Consider the following 19,285-nt stretch of genomic DNA (forward strand, 5'->3'; position numbering starts at 1 on the left):
ACCATTCAAATTATTTTGAAATATTTTTCCATGCTCACATAATCCTCACAATTCGCACATAAATTCCCCTCACAATTAGTTTATATTATCTATAAAGAGGAGAATTTTATGGAAAAATTTAGAAATTCAAATGGTTTTCGCATAGTAGTTTTAGGAGTTCTATTGTTAGGATTTTTAATTCCGCTTAGTTTTGTTAATTCCTTAGTAGATGAAAGGATGAATACTTTTTATTCTGCAATTGAGGAAGTCAGTAGTAAATGGGGTGGTAACCAGACAATTAGAGGCCCAATTATTGCTATTCCGTATTCGATCACGACTCGAAAATATCTAGATTCCGAGATGAAAAAATTCGAATGGGAGACTAGAAATTACGAGATGCTTTTCTTGCCAGAAGAACTAAATGTTACATCCAAATTAAATCCTATTATAAGAAACAGAGGTATATACAAAATTATGCTTTATAATAATCTAATATCCTTAAATGGAAAATTTAAGCCAATATCAGAGAAAGATTTTCCAACCGATGCAAACGTCATTCATTGGGATTCAGCTAAAATCATACTTGGCATGGACGATCCAAAAGGAATCACCTCTGAATTGATCATTCAATGCAACAATCATAAATTAAATTTTTCACCAGGAACAGATTCTGAGATATTGAACAAAGGTATCCATGCTAAATTAACAACAAAAACAAACAATTCTGATGATGGAATTACGAAGAATAGATTGTCAGGTTACACGAATTTTTTATCAAAAGGGAATTTGTCATTTGAAATGGATTTCCATCTAAAAGGATCATCTATTTTTCGAGTGGTTCCTGTAGGTAAATCCAGTAAATTGTCAATGGATTCAACTTGGGCAGATCCTTCTTTCATTGGTGCGATTCTACCGACTGACAGAGTAGTTAATGATAAAGGATTCAATGCAACATGGGAGACATCATTTCTAAGCCGGAACTATGGACAGAAAATTGATTCCCGCGCAGGTTTCAATGAGCAAGAAATGAATGAATCTTCATTTGGAGTGAACTTGATAATACCTAGTGATCACTATCAGTTTGTGGATCGTTCATTAAAGTATGCGATTCTCATTCTATTGATGAGTTTTACAATTTTTTTCCTAATTGAAATATTAACAAAATTGCAATTGCATCCAATTCAATATCTCTTGATTGGTGCTGCAAAAATTATTTTTTATATCTTAAATTTAGCACTATCAGAGCATTTAGGATTTGCAATGGCTTACTGGATCGCAAGTATATCAGTGGCTATATTAATTGGATATTATGCTGGAAATATTCTAAAAAGTCGAGTGAGGGGTTTCTATACGACTGGATTTTTCCTTCTTCTTTATAGTTTTCTATTTGTTATTCTGAGTGCAGAAGACTATGCATTGATCATTGGGTCTATCTGTCTTTTTGCTTTGCTTGGAATAGTAATGCACGTTACAAGGAAAATGAACTGGTACAATAGTCCTATGCCAACCAAAGATTAAAAAGAACCAAAAGTACAATTAGAACCGAGCCCCAAATCAATAATTTCTTGTCCCAGAATGGAAGAGATTTATCGCGAGTTGAATACAATAAACCTTCTAACTCAATTATTGGTTTGGGTGCTGATACCAAGCTCACCAAAAAAATAACAATTATACATGTGAATCCTGAATATATCGCTCCATAGAAATTAGAGACCATCTCTGTTTTGTAATAAAGTATATTCGATTCAACTAATAAATAGTGTCCTAGACCCGCCGAAGTTCCCAATAACAATCCATAGAATCCAGAGATTGTCGAAGCTCTTTTCCAAAACATTCCTAGAAGAAAAATCCCAATCAATGGTGCGTTAAAAAATGAAAAAAGCAATTGAATATAATTGGCGACATTATCAAATCGCATAGCGATAAAAGATCCAGCAACAGCTAAGGTGACGCTTGCTGCTGTACATATTTTGCCAACTTTAAGGTATTCGTTGTCATCTCTACCAGGGCGAATATAAGTTTGATAAATATCATAAGTAAAAATTGTATTTAAAGCCGTTATAGAACTAGACATCCCTGCCATGAAGGCTGCAACAAGAGCTGTAATTCCTAAACCCAGCATTCCGTTCGGATAGAATTCGCGAATCATGATCAACAAGGCTTTATTGTATTCTTTGCCCATAATATCAGAATGTTCAGCCAATGCAATTAGTCCTGGAATGATTGTAAGGAATGGAAGCAATATTTTGAACATAGCTCCGATCAACGGCGTCATTCTTGCCGCGTGATAGTCTTTAGCAGCCATAGCGCGTTGAACTTCTGTAAAGCCACAAGTCCAATAAGAAAAAGATAGAACGAATCCGAGTCCAAAGACAACAGACACAACATCCCAACCGAGAGCATTCTCTCCACCAGGAAGTCCAATCCACATATGCTTGTGAGATTCAGGAACTTTTGCCATAAGGCCTTCCCAACCACCAGTATTCATAAGTCCAAGATACAATAATGGAAACAAACCAAGGATAGTTAAGAAAAATTGCAATACTTCTGTATATATGCTCGAAATTAAGCCGCCATAAAAAGTATAGATTAGAACTATAATTGCTGTAAAAAATATTGAGAACAATTGATCCCAACCAAGCATAACTTCAAAAATCAATGACATAGAATAAAGATAAATACCTGATCCAAGAGCCATCCCTAAAAGCGTTGTTAAACTATTGAATAGATGAGCTTTGTTATCGAAGCGGTATTTTAAGTATTCAGGTACACTTCGTATTTTAGTTGAATAATAAAATGGCATCATAAAAATTCCGAGAAAAATCATTCCCGGAATCGCACCTAAGTAATAAAAATGGAAAGTAAGAAATCCATATTCAGCACCACTTGCGCTCATTCCAATCAGTTCAAGAGCAGAAATGTTGGCGGATATAAATGCGATTCCCGTTACCCAACCTGGAATTTTGCGACCTGCTAAGAGAAAGTCTCCAGATCCTTTCATTTTCTTTTTTAAAAGAAAACCAACCAGAACCATGTAGCCGATGAAGAGGCAGAGTATTGAGTAATCGATCCAATTTAGTTTACCAAGAGACATGGGGAAAAGATTTATTTTTTTTAAGGAATGCTGCAAGAAAATTTTATTTTTCACTTGATTTTTAAAAGATATTTCCTCTGAGTATAAATCAATCTACTGGTCCCAGGAATAGAGGGAATAACAGGGAAATACATTGTATGAGTTATTCCCATGATTGATAAGCGTTTGAATTCGCACGGTGATTTTGGTTTGTATGCGGCTGTAGATATTCCTGCCCAGACTCTCTTGTTCAGCTACGACGAATGGATTGAAGATGAGAAATTCGGTTGGGTAACCTTGAGTTTAGAAGAATTAGAAGCTCTACCTCCAGAAGATCGAGATCATTTCCTAAAATACGGATACGATATAGAATTTGATAAGATAATTGGAACTCTTGAACATGAAAATGCGAGAAACCATTCCAATTTTATGAACCATTCTTGTGATCCGAATATGATGTATGATACAAATGACAATATCATAGCCAAACGTCATATCAAGGCTGGTGAAGAACTGAACATAGATTACGGTAATTTTATTGTAAATGTTGATCAGAACTTTATCTGCAGATGTGGATCCCATAATTGCAGAGGGAGAATTACAAAAGACGACTGGAGAAATTTAGTTTCTGAATTGGGTTTTAATTTTCCAAAGTTTATGCATCCAGAAATCGAAAAGATTATAAATACGACTAAGATTTCTGCGTAAGAACTAAGTCGATTATTCAATTCTTCCCGTAAGAAAGTAAGTGTTCATATCACCCTTACCTTTTACGGGAATAGTTCCTCTCGATTCAAAAGTAAATTTATCTTTTAACTTTTCATAAACGTCTTGAGAAACGTGGATCTGTCCTGGCGCACCATGAGATTCCATTCGACTGGCAATGTTTACTGTGTCTCCCCAGATATCATAAGCATATTTATCAATTCCGATTACGCCCGCGATCGCCCGACCAAAATGGAAACCAACTCTTACATCCAATTTCTTAGGAACGTCGAATTCCATACTATGAATTGTATCAATCGCATCTATTGCAAAATTAGCCATATCTTCTTCAAAATTGTCACCACAACCAGGAAGACCACCGACTAACATATATGCGTCGCCAATTGTTTTAATCTTCTCAAGAGAGTAAGTTGTCGTAATTACATCAAAAATTGAGAAAATATGATTAAGAACATCAATCAATTTCTCAGGTGTAATCATCTGCGACAATTCGGTAAATCCAACAATATCAGTAAATAAAACTCCAGCGCGATCATAAGTATCCAGAACCATTTCCTTTTGACTCTGCAATAATTTCTTAACTGCATAAGGAGGGAGAACAGAGCTCAATAACTTCTCATTGACCTTGATGGTTTCTTCCAACTCTTTCGTGCGATTATTGACTTTTTCTTCGAGCTCTTGATTGGCTCTCGCTAATTCCAAGTTCTTTTTTCTTAGGACTTTTACTGTTCGCACTTCCGCTTCGCGAAATCTTTGATTCATCAATCTCAAAATAAATTCTGCAACATGCGGACTGTGCTCAAGGATTGATTTAAAATTATGGCGTGTCATTTTATAGAGGACAGCTTCGGTTTCTGCTTTGATGGTAGCAGCTCTTGGCTCATTGTCAATGAGTGCCATCTCTCCGAAAGATTCCCCAGGATTTAAAATTCCGAAATCGAGATCTTCATTACCGTCGACATTCTTCCAAACATGAACTGTACCTGAATCAAGCATGAAATAGCTGTCACCAATCTCACCTTCCCTGATGATAACTTCTCCAGGTGCAAAATGGAGCTTCTCCAAAAAATCTTTGAAATCCAACAAATTGGATTCTTTTCGCCAATCTAATATTTTCAATGAGGACATCGTTCATTTAAGAAAACTGTCATTGTATTTCGAATCAATCTATTTTTTAAAAAAAATTTACTAATTCAGAGACTCTCTCTTACCACCGAGACTTTTTATGTCTTCATACAGTGAGAGCCGATCAGATTCATCCATATCAACAAATTTCAGCAAGTAGCGACGTTTAACCTGTGGCAATGGAAATATTTTTCCCCTAGTTTTAATCAATCTCCCAGTTGCCATATGCCACTCAACTTCCCATAATTCTGATATTTTCCAGAAATCGGAATCTATGTTTTCAGAAATTTCAAAAGTAAGTCCACGATCAGACAGTTTGTCCGCAATTGTAAAAAACTTTGTATTCTTTGAAACAAGGTTCTCATCTTGCTTGTTTGTATCTTTATTCGTAACATGAGTCTGCGGATCTTTCCGCTTTGGCTTTACCTCAAACCTTTTGCGAATCTCTGCTTCTAAAGAAAATAGTTCTTCTTGAATATCCAAGTCTTGATTTTTTATAATATTATCAATAATTTCTTTCTCTAAATCACCAGACTCTTTGAGTTGTGGCCAGTTAGAAATTTCAATTTGGAACTTTTGATCAAGCATTAAATGTGCATGACCCGCCGATTCAGGCCGGCCTGTAACTTGAAATATAATTGCTTGATTGAGGTTACCAACTAATAGACCTGGAATGTAATAACCACCTTCTTTGATTCGGAAAACATATAACTTCGCTGGTATTTCAATTTTACCTGTTGGCAATTTTGTTTTTGGAGAAGATAAAAGAACATTCTCTGATGTTGATTTCATAACGCGAGTGAGCTCTTCACCTGCCTCAGTGATTAAAGCACAAACTTCTCCCGCATCCAAATTATCTATATGAAATTCTTGATTCGTTGACGCATCACGATAAAGACGATCATAAATTCTTACAGCAACATCAGGCTTGATCCCATCAAATTCCATAAGAAAATCAAATAATCTGCGTCGAACAAATTTCCAATCCTGATCTTGAACCAATCTTTCTTTTTCAGAATCTTCTAAAGTATCTAAAAATTTACCTAGATAATGGCTTTCAATTTTGGAAAAACTTCTTCCAATGATTGAAGCTCTGAGAATTCCGTGAGCATCAATTTTTGTTCTCTGCTTTTTGAAGAAATAATTCATAACAGCGAACACTGAGAGCATCATGATTATAAAAACAAATAACCATACAAAAGAATCTACACCAACTGTCGGCCACACCATAATATCAGCTATATATACCATTCTTCTTATCCCCTGATTCTTTAAGTATATATAGAAATGCTTGTCATTGCAAGTCTTTGTTATAACCTAGTTTTGTGGCAGAGTCATTTTTCCGTATCAAAGGCAAGAACCCGATTTCGGGTACAATTACACCGCAAGGCAATAAGAACGAAGCACTCCCTCTATTGGGTGCTGTTTGCATGATCAAATCAGAAGTGATTTTAGAAAATGTTCCAATGATTGCGGACGTTTTGAACTTAATCGAAGTGATTAGTCATTTAGGTGTAGAAGTGAAAAAATTGGAACCAGGTCGTTTTTCATTTCGACCAGGCAATAATCTGAATTCTGATTTGCCACCCGAACTTTGCAGCAAGCTTCGTGGAGCTGTCACCTTAGCGGGCCCTATTCTTGCTATGACTGGAAGAGTATTTTTGCCAAGACCTGGGGGAGACAAAATTGGTCGGAGAAGAATTGATACTCATCTTCTTGCGCTCGAAGCACTTGGTGCTCATATCGAAGTGTTTCCTGATGGCTATGAAATAAAAACGGACAAATTGATCGGCAAAGACATTCTTTTGGACGAAACGTCCGTCACAGCAACCGAAAATGCAGTGATGGCTGCTTGTTTTGCTGAAGGTAGAACGATAATTCGAAATGCAGCGTCTGAACCACATGTGCAAGGACTTTGCCGATTTCTTAATTCAAGCGGCGCAAAAATCTCTGGCATCGGATCCAACGTTTTGATCATAGATAGCATATCTACTCTTGAATCCAATAATGGCGAACCAATTGTCCATAGAATTGGAAGTGACTATTTGGAAATTGGATCCTTTATCTCACTTGCGGCATTGACTCGAGGTGAGTTGTTTATCAAAGATGTAAACCTTTCAGATATTCGCATGATGCGAATCGTATATTCAAGACTCGGAATTGAAATCAGACCGCATGAAGATGGAATTATAGTGCCATCTGGACAGAAAATGGAAATACATCCTGATTATCATGGAGTAACTCCCAAGATCGACGATGCACCTTGGCCTGGTTTTCCAGCAGATATGACATCCGTCGCATTGGTTACTGCTACGCAATGCAAAGGAACTGTGATGATTCATGAGAAACTTTTTGAATCTCGACTATTTTTCGTTGATAATATTATTGCGATGGGTGCTCAGATCATTCTCTGCGATCCACATCGAGCTATCGTAATTGGACCGAACAAATTGTACGGTCAACGTGTTGCAAGCCCAGATATTCGTGCAGGAATGGCGATGATACTTGCTGCATTATGTGCTGAGGGTGTAAGCGAAATTCACAATATTATACAAATTGATCGCGGTTTTGAGCGAATTGATGAAAGATTGCAAGGATTAGGAGCAGACATCCAAAGAATCGAAGAATGAAAAGAAAAGATCTCTTTCGCACACTATTCACGAAAGCAATTGATCTAACAATCGAAGCAGGTGAAGAGCTCTCAGATGCCTTCAAACCTGCAGAAAAACAGCAAAAATCCCATAATTCCAACTCTGAGAGCAACCTTGAGCTCCAAATAAAAGATTTTAGTCAAGAAATTTTCAACCCACCTAAACGAAAGTCGAAAAAATTAAAAAATAATAAGGATCAGGAAATTTATTTCCAACCAAACGGACTAAAATTTCCTCCTGGTTCCATTCAACCAGAGAGCAAATTTCTGAAAAACTGTACAGGTTGTTCAGATTGTATCTTCAATTGTCCATACACAGTTTTATTCCCACTGTATAACAATTCACTGAATAAAAATATACCGTATATGGATGTAAATTCGAACGCTTGTTTGATGTGCAAAGATTGGCCTTGCATCAATGCATGCAACTTTGATGCATTAAAACCCTTTAAAAACAATGAAAAACCCAAATTTGGCCAAGCTAAAGGGAAGTTTGAATTTTGCATCAATCAGAAGACAGGCGAGAAGACTTGTAATGCCTGCGAAGAGTCTTGTCCTATTGATAATGTTGTAAAATTCAAAAATGAAAAGCCCACGTTCGCAAAATCCTGCGTAGGTTGTGGAATATGTGTTCAATCTTGCCCAACATATCCTAAAGCTATTCAGATAAACTAACAGTTTTTTTCGTTATTGATTTTTTTTCTGAAAATAAATTGACAAATCGCTACCATCTGTTAGGATAGAGAAAAATATACAGGGAAAGCAAAATGGAACCAATTAAAGTCAATCCAGCATCACTAGATAAAATAGCTTCTGATCTAAAAAAAGATCCTGAAACAGCGATAGGAAACTACCTTTACAAAGGATTTAGAATTCAAATAAGCAAATACAAAGCATCTGGTGCTGAGAGAGTTCAACAACTCTATAAAAGAAGAAGAGAAAACGGTATGTGTATCGTTTGTGGAACAAAAGTTTCAAGAAAGAACCCAGCTACTGGCAAATTATACAGACTTTGTGATTATCACAGATCTTTGATCGACCAAAAGAACAAAGAAAAAAGTGCTAAGGCTAAAAAAGCTAAGAAAGCATAGAATAAATTATTAGATTGGCAATTTATTGCCATCACATACTAGCACGAGGCCAATCCAAGTATATACATCATGAATGAATAGAACGGATTGGCATTTTTATTTTCATAGCCTAAAGCAGTATCTTCAAATTTTAGATTATTACAATCTACTTAGTCCTTATTCGCAATTCTGCTAATACTTCTTTACCTGAAGATTTGGAGTTAGCATTTGATTGATCAAGAATTCCTACAATCTCAACATCCAGAAATTGACCCGCCAAGAGCTTATCCTTGAGTTCTTGATCCGCCAACCTTCCTTTGATATAGCTGTCTGTGACTAAAGTTCCATCTTTTTCTAAGATTGCTTCTTCCAGAGAAGATACTCTTTTTAAGATATAATCTTTTGTCCATTCCCGAGATAGATGCATCAATTCGAGAACTCTTTGCTTTTTGATTTCGTGCGGTACACTATCACCAAGCCTTTCTGCTTCTGTATTCTTTCGAACACTGTATGGAAATGCATGAATCTTAGTGAATTCTAGCTCTCGTAAAAGGTCTACAGTCTCATTGAATTCGAAATCGGACTCTCCCGGAAAACCGGTAATCACATCTGTGCCCAGAAAAATATTCGGGAATTTGGATTTAGCAAGTTCAATTCTCTTTCTAAATGAATCCGGATTGTAAGTCCTTCGCATAGATTTCAGAATTTTCCTTGAACCAGACTGAATTGGAATATGCAAGAATTTGCAAAAACGCGGATGGGAAATCAAATCTACAAGATCATGTCCCAAGTCTGGAGGCTCTAACGATGACAATCGAAGCCTGGAATAATCCAAAATCTTTAAGATTGATTCCAATAGAGGTATAAAGGATTTCTGTCCATTCGCGTCACGATACCAACCTAAATTCACACCTGTTAAAATGATTTCGCCGACGCCGTGATCTTGAATATATTTTACTTGATCCAAAATATCCGTCAGTCCACGGCTCACACCAGCACCACGTGCTTGGGGAATCTTACAATAGGAACAGACTCGATTGCAACCATCTTGGACTTTTAAATAGGCTCTAGTGTGGCCCTCGGGCAAAACATCTGAATATGAAAATCGATCCAGATTTACAGGATTCGAGTGACCCAGAATTTTGTATGCTAATGCTGACTTCTCTGTATTTCCAAAAACTCCAGCGACACCAGGAATTGATTCCAACACTTCTCGATCTGTCTGGGCATAACAACCTGTAACCCATACATTTGCTCCAGGAAATTTCTTGATAGCTGAGCGAATGATGTTTCTATTTTTGACATCGGCTCGATTGGTAACAGTGCAGGTATTGATAATAATATCAGACGGATGCTCACCTACGTCCGCCATAGCATACCCATTCTCTTTCAGAACAGAGAGAATTCCATCTGTTTCAAAAAAATTCAACCTACAGCCTAATGTATGTACTGCGACCTTTTTATTTTCAGTTAAACCTTTAGGTTCTTCAAAACCAATTTTTGTTAAGGAACCCGGATCAACTGAATCAGAAATATTTGAATCAACGAGAATTCCAATATTCGGATTTTGTTGTATATCAGCCAATCTAGATGGAATAGGAGAGAATTCTTTCTGCATTTTTGGAGATTGGGACTTCTTTTGCATTGAGAGAAATTGCTTTTTGAATGCTGTCTTTTGCTTCGGTAAGATATTGGCTCGCTTCTTTTTTCTTACCTGATTTACGACTTGCAAGAAACAACTTTTCTTGGACTAAAGCGAGATTGTTCCAAATTGCTGCAGAATCAGAATTGATTGCTGATGCCCATTTTAAACTAACGTCTGCTTTATCATAATTACCAAGTGAATAGTAAATTTTACCTTCGAGATTCAATAATTCCGCATCGTTTTGTGAAATAGATTTCAATTTTTCCACACGATTGAGGGCTGTCTTTGGTTTGCCACGACGAAATAATGTATATGCATACAAAAATTGTATTTCTGGATCTTCACTAAATCTTTCAATTGCCTCCGTTGCTAACTCCAATGCTCCTTTCGTCTTGTCATGATTTAGAAATAAACGTATATGATCCGCTCTCATTCTAGGTTCATTTGGTTTGAATTTCATTGCTTGAAAAAAATGAGCTGAAGATGAAGTAAAATCATTTAAATTATTGTAAGCAAATGCACAGAGGACATGGGTTTCATAACTATTCCCTCCGGCATCATGGATTTTGGCTATTTCTTCAATAGTAGCTTTCCAATTCTTTTCTTGATATTTACTTTTGGCAGAAGCATAATCTGATTCTGCACTTAGACTGAAGGATAATATTATAAATAATATTCCAAAATTTAATATATTTTTTTTATTTAACATTCGCTATTTCACATTTCCTAATATTAATTTAATGAGGCACGCCAATATTGGTCGTTTTATTCAATCCATCTAATCTTGATCTATATGGTTCAATTGGATCAATGTATACAAAAACTGAAGAGTATTGATTTAGAAGATAGGTTTCAATATGTTCAGAAGAGATGATTTTCTCAGAATCCACTTCCAAGACAAGCATTCTGTCGAGATTCATATGCGCTAGGTAATCATCATCATCAAGAAATTCCGCTAAGAGCAAGTAGCCATGACCAAAATACACACCACCCTGAAAGTAGTATTTATAATAGATCTTGACCTCAGGTAGGATTAAATCTGGTTCAATTACGCCAAGGTCAATCTTCTCAATGGATGCAAGTGTTCGAATCTTCCTCAATTGAAACCATACTTTTCTAATAAAGAAATAGCTAAGTAGGAACAATAGAGGAAGAATTACTGTCATCTTAGACCAGAGCTATCTCCTTCTCAGGTTCTCTTCCATTTTCCTCTTCATTGTTAACGGAGCTAGGTCTAGATTTTTCTTGATAATCAACCCAATCCCCATTCTTATACTCAAATTTGCCTTCCACATAATCCATATGAATAATGGATGGTTTCTCGTATGTTCCTTTGAGAGTTTCAGTTGCCATATAATCTTCTAATTCTCTTTGGAAAACTCTTCTAAGAGGTCTTGCTCCATAAACTTGATCGTAACCAATAGTTGCAAAATGTTCTTTTGCAGATTCAGTGAGTTCCACTTTGATTTTCTTTTCGAACAATCTCTTGTTGAAATCAACCAACATGATATCCACAATTCTTACAATATTCTCTTTTTGCAATGGTTGGAAATATACGATTTCGTCCACACGGTTTAAGAATTCTGGTGAGAAATGTTTTTTCAATTCATCACGAGCCTGATCCGTTTTGTATTTTTCATTCTCATGTGCAAAATCTTCAAACCCCAAGCGTCCGCCTTTGGTGATTTCTTTTGCAGCAATATTCGAAGTCAAAATAATGATCGTATCTCGAAAATTAACCTTTCTTCCTTTTGAATCTGTCAGATTGCCCTCTTCCATAATCTGCAAAAGAATATTGAAGATGTCATGGTGAGCTTTTTCAATCTCATCCAGAAGAATTACAGAATAAGGTCTTCTTCGCACAAACTCCGTTAGCTGGCCACCATCATCATATCCAACATAACCAGGAGGCGCTCCAATCAAGCGACTTACAGAATGCGGTTCCATATATTCTGACATATCCACTCGCAACATTTTGTCATCGGTTCCGAATAGTTGTTCTGTCAATGCCTTGGCAAGTTCTGTTTTGCCCACACCCGTTGGTCCAAGAAAGATAAAAGATCCTGTCGGACGTTTCTCACTTTTAAGACCTGTTCGCGAACGTCTTACTGCTCTTGCGATTTTTTCGATAGCATCATCTTGGCCAACAACTCGTTCTCTGAGTGAATTTTCAATATGAAGTAATTTCTGGTTCTCAGTCTCTTCCATACGATTGAGTGGAATGCCAGTCCATGAAGAAACTATGGAAAGTATATCCTCTTCTTCGATATTGACTGCGTAGCCTTCCATTCTTTCTTGCCATTGCTTTGTCTTATCTTCAAGTTCTTGTTTCTTGCGGTTGACTTCATCACGAATTGCAGCAGCTTTTTCATACTCTTGAGCACGAACTAAATCCTCTTTCTTGACGGAGAGATTCTTGATTTCTTCTTCAATCTCTTTGATCTCGACTGGTCTCTGGCAATTCGCAAGTCTTGCTTTAGCGCCTGCTTCATCAATGATATCAATCGCTTTATCTGGGAGGTATCTGTCATTGATATAACGACTAGACATTCTCACCGCTTGCTCCAATGCCTTAGGAGAGTATTTAACTTTATGATGCACTTCGTACGCTTTCTTAAGACCATCTAGTATCAAAATCGCATCATCTACAGAAGGCTCTTCCACTTTTACAGTTTGGAATCTTCTTTCTAAAGCTGAGTCTTTTTCTATGTACTTGCGGTATTCCGTAATTGTTGTAGCTCCGATACACTGCAACTCACCACGAGCAAGTGCAGGCTTAAGAATATTTGCAGCATCAACTGCACCCTCCGCAGCTCCTGCCCCAATTAGAGTATGCAACTCATCTATGAATATAATGATATTCGAAGAACTGACAATCTCTTTCATGATTTTCTTGAGTCTTTCTTCAAATTCACCACGATATTTTGTTCCAGCGATGAGACTTGCAAGATCCAGAGATAGAACTCTCTTATCAAATAGCAAATCAGGAACCAATTTATCAATGATAGCCGAAGCAAGACCTTCAACGATTGCTGTTTTTCCTACACCAGACTCGCCAATCAATACAGGATTGTTCTTGGTCTTTCTGGATAGAATCTGGATAACTCTTTCAATTTCTTTGGATCTTCCAATGACTGGATCGAGTTTCTTTTCTTTAGCAAGTTGTGTTAGATCACGAGCAAATTCATCCAATATGGGAGTCTTAGATTTCTCCGTTCTTGGAGGATTGTTTGCTGGAGATGGACTCGCAGAACCAGTAACCCCAGCAGTTGACGCAGGTGGTGCACCTAACAATCGCAATATTTCTGATTTTATAACATTATAATTAACGCTAAAAGACGATAGAGAACCGCCAGCGATATTATTATTATCTCTTAACAGAGCGAGCAAAATATGTTCTGTTCCAACATAATTGTGTTTGAGTCTTTTGGCTTCTTCCTTGGAAATATCTATCATTTTCTGATATTTATCTTGTCCTTGAGAGACATCCATAAGTAGCGCACCAGAATTTTCTCTTGTCCGTTTCTCAACTTCACGACGAAGTTCACTGAGATTGATGTTTAGATTAGTAAGTATTTTTATCGCAACTGAGTCTTCTTCCTTGAGAAGACCTAAGAGGATATGTTCTGGGCCAATAAAGTCGCTACCAAGCCTCTTTGCTTCATCTTGGGCGATCTCGTTGATGACTCTTTTAGCTCTTTTTGTAAACTCTAGCATATAACCCCTTCCCTTTGTACATTTATTAGACGAAGGATGACATTTAAAACAGGAATGTTTCCTTACTTAGAAAACTAAAGAAACGATTGAATGAAGGAAATAATATTTTCTTCTTCGATTGAAATTTTTTATCGAAAAATAGTAAAACTTTCCGCCCAATCCGCTTGAATAAGATGCAATTTCTATTCCAAAACCCCGTTTTATCCAGTCTCTTAGCTGTCCAGGCTCCGATAAAGCTACTTTTTCCCGAGAAAAAATCAGAGAAAATCGATCGCCCCTTCCTACATTTGTCGGACAAGAAGTAAGAAATCCCCAATTTTTGCGAAAAATGAATATGCTTCTTTTCTGCATAAAAGCCATAATTTCCTTATAAATTTGGTCATTCTCGATTGTTTTTTCTAGCGATTGCAAAAATTTTATTGCAACTTCATTTTTGCGAATTTCACCAGAAAGGATCAATTCGAAACGAATCTGATCCTCGTCTCCTAGGCGAAATTGGTATTTGATTAATATTTTTGTATTTTCTAAATTTATAATATTGGGATCAATTTGGACAAAATGTTCGGATAATGACCATATTTCTGTATTGTCTCCCGATCCTTCATTCGTTTCAATATGCTTTAGATTGGGAAAATTGGACAATAAAAGGTTTCTTGCATGATCAATAAAACTTCGATTTGGTAGGAAAAAACTTTTTTCTAGATTCCGTGCAACTCTGTAGCGTGCCGAGAAATGCAAACCCTCGCCTCTAATATTACTAAATAGTTCTTTATCCAATGCATGGATTGTTGAGCGAAAAGGATTATGCAGGTCGAAGCTCTGGATTGCTTCTTGCGATAAGCACCAATTCTTTTTCGACTCAAGATCTTTTGTAGCCAATGGATGATTCCAGAAAACTACATAACAGTTTGCACAACCAAATTTACCGGTAGAAAGAAAATGATTTATATTGGTTCCGCAGTAAAGGCAAGAATCATTCAAAAGGTTGGAGGACACCAGATAGAATTTTATTTCTCTTATGCGCCATCGATGCAAGTTCCATATCGTGAGTTACAAGGATGAGAGAAAAAGATAATTCCTCTTGCAATTCTCGAATCAAATCCATTAGCATTCTTGAATTTTCTCTATCCAAATTTCCAGTTGGCTCATCCGCGAGAACCAGTTCTTTACCAGCGACAAGGGCACGAGCAACTCCAGTTCTTGCGCTCTCACCACCTGATAGTTGTGAGGGAAAACTATCCAATCGTTCACCCAGACCTACTCGATCAAGGATAGATTTTGCCTTTTCGCGAGATTGCATTTTGCTTACACCCGAAATCATAAGAGGGATCATAACATTTTCTATGGCTGTAAAATCCGGAAGCAGCATATGCTGCTGGAAAATGATAGAAATTTTCTCGCCACGATACATTTCTTTCTGACGCTCTGTTAGTTTACCTAAGTCAATTCCGCAAACCTCAACTAAGCCAGAGTCGAATCCATCCATAGCACCCAAGATATTCAATAGAGTAGATTTACCTACACCACTAGCACCTTCGACCGATACAATTTCTTTTGGTCCAACTGTAAGATTTAAACCTTGTAAGATTTCAAAATTCTTATCAACCACCTGATATGTTTTTACAAGGTTTCTTACGTTTACGATATTTTTCATATTTGTATTGTTAATTGATTCAGTCATTTCTTATAGTATCCACTGGATTGAGTAAGGCTGCCCATCTGGCTGGAAAATATCCGGCGATACCGGACAAAATGGTCGCCGCTGTTGTTACCATAAAGATAAAAGAGATATCAATATCTACCGGTATATGATCGAAGTAGTAAATGTCTTTTGGAACAAGTTCAACATTCCTCCAATCCCCTCGATAAATTGCAGAACCAATTAGATTGATTGCCTCACCCAAGCCCGCAACGATAACTTCAAGGTTTGAAGCAAAAAAGATTCCCATGACTCCACCAGCAATGGAAGCCAAAATTCCGACGATCATTGCATTCAAAGTAAAAATCAAAAGTATATCACGAGACGGAAGACCCAATGCTTTTAGAGTTCCAATCGATTTTCTTTTGGCACGAACCAGAGAATAGACAGTCGCAACCATTCCCAATGCTGCAAGTACGATAAATAAAAATACAATAATAGAAATAATTGTTTTCTCAAGTTTTAATGCTGCAAGAAAATTCTCTTGCTCTTCTGCAATCGTTCGAACGGAAAAAGAATTGGCCTCGCGAATTTTCTCATCAAAAGACGCATCGTTCAAAGAATTTAAGATCAGAACTTTTACTTCTTTGAGATCATCCAAAGCGTTCACTTTGATCGCGATTTGATTGACGGCTCCATTCAAACGAAAAAATTCTTGTGCAAGCGGAAGGGACATGAATATAAATCTGGAATCGTAATTATAATATCCAGTCTTAAAGTAGCCAACTACTTGAAAGTCTTTAACATTTACTTCGACTCCACGCCCGACAGAAAATCTTCCACCTGGAACTGCTAAAGTAATTTTTCGCCCCAAGTTAAAATGATACAACGCTGCCATCTCTTTGCCGATCACAACATGCCTTGCAGAATTAATCTGCGTGATATAGTCCCGATTATAATGCGTGAGTCTTGGAAAATTAGGCAATTTATTATCGATAAGGTCTTCTTCGGATGGAATAGGAACTGCACGGATCATAATTGGAATAAAATTATTGCTATTTTGCAATAATCCGTGACTCGTTATGTTTCCTTCGATCGAAACAATCTTATCTTTTAGAGTTGGATCTTCTTTTAAACGCTTTATGATTTCTTGAAAACGAAATATTGCTCCCGTATCATAAGAATTCTCAATTGTGATATGAGGACCACCTTGCCATAAAGATTCCTTGACCTGCTTCTGGAATCCATTGAAAATGGAGAGGACGACGATTAGAAGGGATACACCAACGGCCATCACCGTGAATGACAACCTTGATTTCATGGATAAAAGTCCAACAACGCGGGATCCGCGAATGTAACGAGATGTGATCAGTAAGATTAGATTCATTATAAATAGTTTGTCTCTAAGATAGAAATCTTATCCTTTTTGACAAGATTATTTATGATAGTAAGTAAGTAAATATAAGGTTCAATAGAACCGATAATAGGCAAAGGATACAACAATGGGTCAAGAAGACCAGATCTACAGTTTAAAAATGACATCCGCTGATGAGAGCACCAAGGTCTACATATTAGCTACTATATTATTTGATGTTGGCTCAGGCAGATCCGAAGGACTCGAGTCCGTATCAAGTGCTAACCCAAGCGCTGTTTCTATCAATACAAAAGCTACCTATAAAGACTTTGCAAACAAAATCCAACAGATCATTTATAAAGGGCAGCAGATAAAAAATGTCACAAAAGATCTACAGGATAATTTTAAATCATCTTTAGCAAATGAAGGATTTTTAGAAGAAATTTTGCATTATATCGAAAATCAGGATATGGCAAAAGTAACTTATCTACTTGAGCAAATCATCACTAAATCAGCAGGAGTTGGCAGCCATCGCATAACGGTCGCAGTTGATCCGATTAGCAGGAAGGATATTGATGTAACGACTCTCTCCGAATCCGGAGATGATTCTTCCTCCAGTGACTCGTCAGATGTAAGTTCGCCAGATCTTGGTGCCAATATTACTTCTGATATTCCTCCCAATGCTCGGGTTGTAAGATTGAAATTGATGTTGTCTCCGGTCTCAGGAACACCAGTTGTCGATCTCAGCCCAGGTTCACCCGTTGTTGTAAAATTAATTTCTGGTGATCCAATAACCAATGATGCGATTACGAGTTTGAATTTGAAACAAGAAGATGGAACGCTCAAACCACTTCTTTCCACATTGCAAAAAATCAGTCATCGCGGAACCGAATCGGATATAGTAGTAAAAATCAATGATAAACTCTATGGCAAAATTACTGAAGAAGTCAATACCGTTCGTGTCCGTACAAGCATAACCGAAAATCGCAAAACTAAATCGAATGTAAGTGTTGAAAAAAACATAGAAGCCTTAAAGAATGACAGTAGCTTATTTATGTACATTCTAGGAATTGCGGGATTGATTGCTCTTGCAGTCGTGATCATCGCAGTTTTTGCTTAAAGGATTTTATTGTGAGAAATATTATAGCCAAATTGCCAGTAGTAACTCCCTGGCTCCTTCTCTTATTGTTCATTCAAATTCTATTCATCGATGTTCAATTCAAAACAGATGGTTTTGAAAGGCAAACAATTGAGATATTATCAGAAGATCCAGAAATAGAAACTGGTAACAATTGGAGTATTGGCAAAGGTATCATATTAAAATTGAGTAGCTTGAACTTGTTTATCAAGGAATTGAAATCGGAAGAAATTCCTCAAGATGGCTATCCAGATATGTCTTTTGACCAAATGTCTAGATATGTTTTCGGATTGAAGCTATTGATTGTTGGCTTGCTCTTCTTATGTTTATTGTGTATCACGGCTTATTTTTCTTGGATTACACAAGCATGGTTTCGCATCAGCTTGAACAAAACATTACATTGGGTAGGACTCATAATTCTTTTCTTTTCCATGATATCATCGCTCGCTGGTATTGCATCAGCTGGCAATGTAGCTGGAATATTTGCCCTATTCTATTTTCTATTTTTTGTCTATTTAATATTCAGCTATAGAGGAATCAATTTAGGCAAAAAAGAATCTATTCAGTTTGAAGTCCTTAAGCATACAAGTGAGCTAGATGAAGAAGGCAAAAAGCCAACACAGACGGTTGAACTAAAACCTTGGAGAGTTGCGTATCATTTTTTCATCATCATTTTGGTTGGATTAATTGTTGGAAACCTTATGTATATTCCACTATTCTTATTACAGAAACACTATTCTTATGAATTTGGTATTTTACTAATATTCTTAATTGGATTGCTTTCTGCGTTTTATATTAGAAACTATCATAAAATTTCACAAGATGGAACAATTCCCAAGTGGAAAAACATTTTGGCATCTTTATCCTATCTTCAATTTAAATTTTTGAAAAATACCGTAATCGGAATATCTGCAACATTGCTTGCGGTAGTTATTGTTACTCTCTTGTTTTCTATTCTGCTTCTGAATGCAGATGTGCTAAAAGATCCAAGATTTGGTCTTACAGAGAAGACTGCAGAATTTTAATAAAATATTCTGCAGTTAATATAAATCCTAAATAGACAATAATCATAATCAAACTATGCCATCTAGTTATATGCTTCGAGAAATTAACTATGAAACCTATACAGAGAATTGTATAAACTAATGTAATTTTCCAAAAGCTCGAAA

Annotated in this window: 17 protein-coding genes; 7 read left to right on the forward strand and 10 right to left on the reverse strand. The window is 36.7% G+C overall.

Annotated features, from left to right (window positions below; translation table 11 throughout):
• The first annotated feature begins 108 nt into the window (after nucleotides 1-108).
• Nucleotides 109-1,497, forward strand: a complete 1,389-nt coding sequence (gene creD, locus O4O04_RS15470; RefSeq protein WP_272532688.1) for a cell envelope integrity protein CreD — start codon at nucleotides 109-111, stop codon at nucleotides 1,495-1,497.
• Here creD and O4O04_RS15475 read toward each other — a convergent pair.
• Nucleotides 1,478-3,073 (reverse strand): sodium:solute symporter family protein, encoded by a 1,596-nt coding sequence (locus O4O04_RS15475; protein ID WP_272532689.1) that lies wholly within the window; start codon nucleotides 3,071-3,073, stop codon nucleotides 1,478-1,480. The genes creD and O4O04_RS15475 overlap by 20 nt on opposite strands.
• Nucleotides 3,074-3,223: 150 nt before the next feature.
• Between O4O04_RS15475 and O4O04_RS15480 the strand changes: the two genes are divergently transcribed.
• Entirely contained in the window at nucleotides 3,224-3,760 is a 537-nt protein-coding gene (locus O4O04_RS15480) for an SET domain-containing protein (protein ID WP_272532690.1), read from the forward strand.
• A gap of 12 nt (nucleotides 3,761-3,772) precedes the next feature.
• On the opposite strand, the gene O4O04_RS15485 is transcribed toward O4O04_RS15480, so the two are convergent.
• Together O4O04_RS15485 and O4O04_RS15490 are read right to left on the reverse strand one after the other, a co-directional pair.
• Complete coding sequence (locus O4O04_RS15485) at nucleotides 3,773-4,906, reverse strand: adenylate/guanylate cyclase domain-containing protein (protein ID WP_272532691.1); 1,134 nt, start codon at nucleotides 4,904-4,906, stop codon at nucleotides 3,773-3,775.
• A 60-nt stretch (nucleotides 4,907-4,966) separates the two neighbouring features.
• Entirely contained in the window at nucleotides 4,967-6,154 is a 1,188-nt protein-coding gene (locus tag O4O04_RS15490; protein ID WP_272532692.1) for a hypothetical protein, read from the reverse strand.
• A 74-nt stretch (nucleotides 6,155-6,228) separates the two neighbouring features.
• On the opposite strand from O4O04_RS15490, the gene murA reads away from it, so the two are divergent.
• The 3 genes from murA (at nucleotide 6,229) to O4O04_RS15505 (ending at nucleotide 8,644) form a co-directional block, all read left to right on the forward strand.
• Nucleotides 6,229-7,533, forward strand: coding sequence for a UDP-N-acetylglucosamine 1-carboxyvinyltransferase (gene murA, locus O4O04_RS15495; protein WP_272532693.1), 1,305 nt, complete (start codon nucleotides 6,229-6,231; stop codon nucleotides 7,531-7,533).
• On the forward strand, nucleotides 7,530-8,228 hold the full coding sequence (locus O4O04_RS15500; protein WP_272532694.1) for a 4Fe-4S dicluster domain-containing protein: 699 nt from the start codon (nucleotides 7,530-7,532) through the stop codon (nucleotides 8,226-8,228). The genes murA and O4O04_RS15500 overlap by 4 nt, the downstream gene beginning before the upstream one ends.
• A 92-nt stretch (nucleotides 8,229-8,320) precedes the next feature.
• On the forward strand, nucleotides 8,321-8,644 hold the full coding sequence (locus tag O4O04_RS15505; RefSeq protein WP_272532695.1) for an LIC10235 family protein: 324 nt from the start codon (nucleotides 8,321-8,323) through the stop codon (nucleotides 8,642-8,644).
• 145 nt (nucleotides 8,645-8,789) lie between these two features.
• Here O4O04_RS15505 and mtaB read toward each other — a convergent pair whose 3' ends face one another.
• The 7 genes from mtaB to O4O04_RS15540 all read right to left on the reverse strand — a co-directional run bounded on the left by mtaB (nucleotide 8,790) and on the right by O4O04_RS15540 (nucleotide 17,011).
• Nucleotides 8,790-10,268, reverse strand: a complete 1,479-nt coding sequence (mtaB, locus tag O4O04_RS15510) for a tRNA (N(6)-L-threonylcarbamoyladenosine(37)-C(2))-methylthiotransferase MtaB (protein ID WP_272532696.1) — start codon at nucleotides 10,266-10,268, stop codon at nucleotides 8,790-8,792.
• Complete coding sequence (locus O4O04_RS15515) at nucleotides 10,210-10,977, reverse strand: tetratricopeptide repeat protein (protein WP_272532697.1); 768 nt, start codon at nucleotides 10,975-10,977, stop codon at nucleotides 10,210-10,212. The genes mtaB and O4O04_RS15515 overlap by 59 nt, the downstream gene beginning before the upstream one ends.
• A 28-nt stretch (nucleotides 10,978-11,005) precedes the next feature.
• Entirely contained in the window at nucleotides 11,006-11,434 is a 429-nt protein-coding gene (locus O4O04_RS15520) for a hypothetical protein (protein ID WP_272532698.1), read from the reverse strand.
• A gap of 1 nt (nucleotide 11,435) precedes the next feature.
• Nucleotides 11,436-13,985: an ATP-dependent Clp protease ATP-binding subunit gene (locus O4O04_RS15525; RefSeq protein ID WP_272532699.1), complete on the reverse strand. Its 2,550-nt coding sequence runs from the start codon at nucleotides 13,983-13,985 to the stop codon at nucleotides 11,436-11,438.
• 66 nt (nucleotides 13,986-14,051) lie between these two features.
• On the reverse strand, nucleotides 14,052-14,981 hold the full coding sequence (locus O4O04_RS15530; RefSeq protein WP_272532700.1) for an ATP--guanido phosphotransferase: 930 nt from the start codon (nucleotides 14,979-14,981) through the stop codon (nucleotides 14,052-14,054).
• Nucleotides 14,959-15,666 (reverse strand): ABC transporter ATP-binding protein, encoded by a 708-nt coding sequence (locus O4O04_RS15535; protein ID WP_272532701.1) that lies wholly within the window; start codon nucleotides 15,664-15,666, stop codon nucleotides 14,959-14,961. The genes O4O04_RS15530 and O4O04_RS15535 overlap by 23 nt, the downstream gene beginning before the upstream one ends.
• A complete protein-coding gene (locus O4O04_RS15540) occupies nucleotides 15,659-17,011 on the reverse strand; it encodes an ABC transporter permease (RefSeq protein ID WP_272532702.1) in 1,353 nt (450 codons plus the stop codon). Before O4O04_RS15540 ends, O4O04_RS15535 begins: the two co-directional genes overlap by 8 nt.
• Before the next feature lie 115 nt (nucleotides 17,012-17,126).
• Here O4O04_RS15540 and O4O04_RS15545 point away from each other — a divergent pair, with 115 nt between their 5' ends.
• Both O4O04_RS15545 and O4O04_RS15550 read left to right on the forward strand, forming a co-directional pair.
• Entirely contained in the window at nucleotides 17,127-18,098 is a 972-nt protein-coding gene (locus O4O04_RS15545; RefSeq protein WP_272532703.1) for a hypothetical protein, read from the forward strand.
• A gap of 11 nt (nucleotides 18,099-18,109) precedes the next feature.
• Nucleotides 18,110-19,141 carry an LIC_10230 family protein gene (locus O4O04_RS15550; RefSeq protein WP_272532704.1) on the forward strand — a complete coding sequence of 344 codons (1,032 nt, stop codon included), beginning with the start codon at nucleotides 18,110-18,112 and terminating at the stop codon, nucleotides 19,139-19,141.
• Nucleotides 19,142-19,285: the final 144 nt, after the last annotated feature.

The sequence above is a fragment of the Leptospira sp. GIMC2001 genome (assembly GCF_028462125.1).
GTDB lineage: Bacteria > Spirochaetota > Leptospiria > Leptospirales > Leptospiraceae.

Excerpts from the sequence above, each read along its gene's own strand:
- creD (WP_272532688.1), top strand. The coding sequence starts at position 109 with ATGGAAAAATTTAGAAATTCAAATGGTTTTCGCATAGTAGTTTTAGGA.
- O4O04_RS15475 (WP_272532689.1), bottom strand. The coding sequence starts at position 3,073 with ATGTCTCTTGGTAAACTAAATTGGATCGATTACTCAATACTCTGCCTC.
- O4O04_RS15480 (WP_272532690.1), top strand. The coding sequence starts at position 3,224 with ATGATTGATAAGCGTTTGAATTCGCACGGTGATTTTGGTTTGTATGCG.
- O4O04_RS15485 (WP_272532691.1), bottom strand. The coding sequence starts at position 4,906 with ATGTCCTCATTGAAAATATTAGATTGGCGAAAAGAATCCAATTTGTTG.
- O4O04_RS15490 (WP_272532692.1), bottom strand. The coding sequence starts at position 6,154 with ATGGTATATATAGCTGATATTATGGTGTGGCCGACAGTTGGTGTAGAT.
- O4O04_RS15500 (WP_272532694.1), top strand. The coding sequence starts at position 7,530 with ATGAAAAGAAAAGATCTCTTTCGCACACTATTCACGAAAGCAATTGAT.
- O4O04_RS15505 (WP_272532695.1), top strand. The coding sequence starts at position 8,321 with ATGGAACCAATTAAAGTCAATCCAGCATCACTAGATAAAATAGCTTCT.
- mtaB (WP_272532696.1), bottom strand. The coding sequence starts at position 10,268 with ATGCAAAAGAAGTCCCAATCTCCAAAAATGCAGAAAGAATTCTCTCCT.
- O4O04_RS15515 (WP_272532697.1), bottom strand. The coding sequence starts at position 10,977 with ATGTTAAATAAAAAAAATATATTAAATTTTGGAATATTATTTATAATA.
- O4O04_RS15520 (WP_272532698.1), bottom strand. The coding sequence starts at position 11,434 with ATGACAGTAATTCTTCCTCTATTGTTCCTACTTAGCTATTTCTTTATT.
- O4O04_RS15525 (WP_272532699.1), bottom strand. The coding sequence starts at position 13,985 with ATGCTAGAGTTTACAAAAAGAGCTAAAAGAGTCATCAACGAGATCGCC.
- O4O04_RS15535 (WP_272532701.1), bottom strand. The coding sequence starts at position 15,666 with ATGACTGAATCAATTAACAATACAAATATGAAAAATATCGTAAACGTA.
- O4O04_RS15540 (WP_272532702.1), bottom strand. The coding sequence starts at position 17,011 with ATGAATCTAATCTTACTGATCACATCTCGTTACATTCGCGGATCCCGC.
- O4O04_RS15545 (WP_272532703.1), top strand. The coding sequence starts at position 17,127 with ATGGGTCAAGAAGACCAGATCTACAGTTTAAAAATGACATCCGCTGAT.